This is a genomic window from Planktosalinus sp., assembly GCF_059864935.1.
In genome coordinates this window covers 1-1,588 of record NZ_JCBCCK010000407.1, presented here as the reverse complement: position 1 = coordinate 1,588, position 1,588 = coordinate 1, and the positions used below count along the sequence as shown (strand labels likewise).

3 protein-coding genes are annotated in these 1,588 nt (G+C 38.4%); all 3 read left to right on the top strand.

Features of this window, described 5'->3' with window-relative positions; all coding sequences use genetic code 11:
* A partial coding sequence (locus AC6F75_RS12390) for an acetyl-CoA C-acyltransferase (RefSeq protein WP_500715358.1) occupies window positions 1-806 on the top strand: 806 nt, incomplete at its 5' end.
* 87 nt (window positions 807-893) lie between these two features.
* Window positions 894-1,139, top strand: coding sequence for a CopG family transcriptional regulator (locus tag AC6F75_RS12385; RefSeq protein WP_500715356.1), 246 nt, complete (start codon window positions 894-896; stop codon window positions 1,137-1,139).
* Window positions 1,136-1,468: a type II toxin-antitoxin system PemK/MazF family toxin gene (locus AC6F75_RS12380; protein WP_500715355.1), complete on the top strand. Its 333-nt coding sequence runs from the start codon at window positions 1,136-1,138 to the stop codon at window positions 1,466-1,468. Before AC6F75_RS12385 ends, AC6F75_RS12380 begins: the two co-directional genes overlap by 4 nt.
* The last annotated feature ends 120 nt before the right edge of the window (window positions 1,469-1,588 follow it).

Here is a 1,588-nt window from a genome sequence, read left to right as displayed (position 1 = left end):
CTGACGCAAAAATGTATGATTCCAGTTTTGGATGGCGTTTTGTTAACCCAAAAATGCACGAAATGTACGGCACAGACGGAATGGGTGTCACTGCTGAAAACCTGGTGGAGAAATACAATATTTCGCGTGAAGACCAAGATACTTTTGCTTACAATTCTCAAATGAAAGCCACAAAAGCACAACAAAACGGACGTTTAGAAAAGGAAATTGTAACTGTGGAAATTCCACAAAGGAAAAAAGACCCGATACTTTTTTCAGAAGACGAATTCATAAAACCAAACACAACTAAAGAAGTGCTTGCCAAATTACGCGGAGCATTTAAAAAAGACGGCAGCGTCACCGCCGGAAATTCATCAGGATTAAACGACGGTGCAGCTGCAACAATTATCGCTTCAGAAGCTGCTGTAAAAAAATATAACTTAAAGCCTTTAGCAAAAATTGTAAGTTCGGCAGTAGTGGGCGTAGAACCAAGAATTATGGGCATTGGCCCGGTGGAAGCATCAAACAAAGCCCTCCAAAAAGCAGGACTCTCAATGGCAGATATGGACATCATCGAGTTAAACGAAGCCTTTGCTGCCCAATCGTTGGCGTGCATTCGCGAATGGGGACTGGCAGATGACGACCCAAGAATCAACCCCAATGGAGGCGCGATTGCCATTGGTCACCCACTAGGCGTAACCGGCGCCCGCATTTGCTACTCCGCCGCATTAGAGTTATCTTTGACAGGAAAGAAATATGCGCTTGTTACTATGTGTATTGGAGTTGGTCAGGGGTATGCGGCTGTGATTGAAAATATACCCGCGTAGGCGGATATCTCGTGAGGTTTAATTTTTTTACTAGTTACAATTTATATTTCATAAATATTAATTATATTTACAAAAAACAAATATAAAATGGCAACATTCACATCATCGTTACCACAAGAACTGCTGGATCAGCTTGCAAAAACCGCAACGGAATTAAAAATCCCTAAAAACAAGCTTATCCAAAAAGCACTTCAACGCTATTTGATTCAAATTGAAAAGGCACAATTTGCACAATCTTTTCAGCGATCAAGCAATGACCCTGAAATGTTGGAAATAGCAGAAGAGGGAATAGAAGAGTGGTTTCAAATGCTTGAAGAATTAGAAAAAGAATGAAACAAGGTGAAATCTGGAATGTCTATTTTGACCCTGTAAAAGGCAGCGAACAAAGCGGTAATAGACCCGCTGTTATAATTAGCGGCAATACAATGAACCAGAAATCTAATCTGGTAATTGTGTGTCCGCTGACAACGTCATTACATTATTATAAAGAGCATCCGATTATAGAACCTAATGAAGAAAACGGTTTAAAAGACACTTCTGAAATCTTGGTTTTTCAGGTAGGAACGCTATCAAAAGAACGATTTAAAAAAAAACTTGGGACTATTTCAAAGGCAACAATAAAATCAATTCATGATACTTTATTCAAAATTTTAAAATATTAAATGGCAGTCAAGCTTTATTTTCTAAATGCTTTCTAATTTTGAAAAACACGATGAATCTAATAAAAAGAACAAAAATTAAATAAAAATATCCCAAAAACTCCCCTCTCCTTTGGAGAGGGG

Bases quoted from the DNA above. Each gene is read 5' to 3' on its own strand.
- AC6F75_RS12380 (WP_500715355.1), top strand. From the start codon at position 1,136: ATGAAACAAGGTGAAATCTGGAATGTCTATTTTGACCCTGTAAAAGGC.
- AC6F75_RS12385 (WP_500715356.1), top strand. From the start codon at position 894: ATGGCAACATTCACATCATCGTTACCACAAGAACTGCTGGATCAGCTT.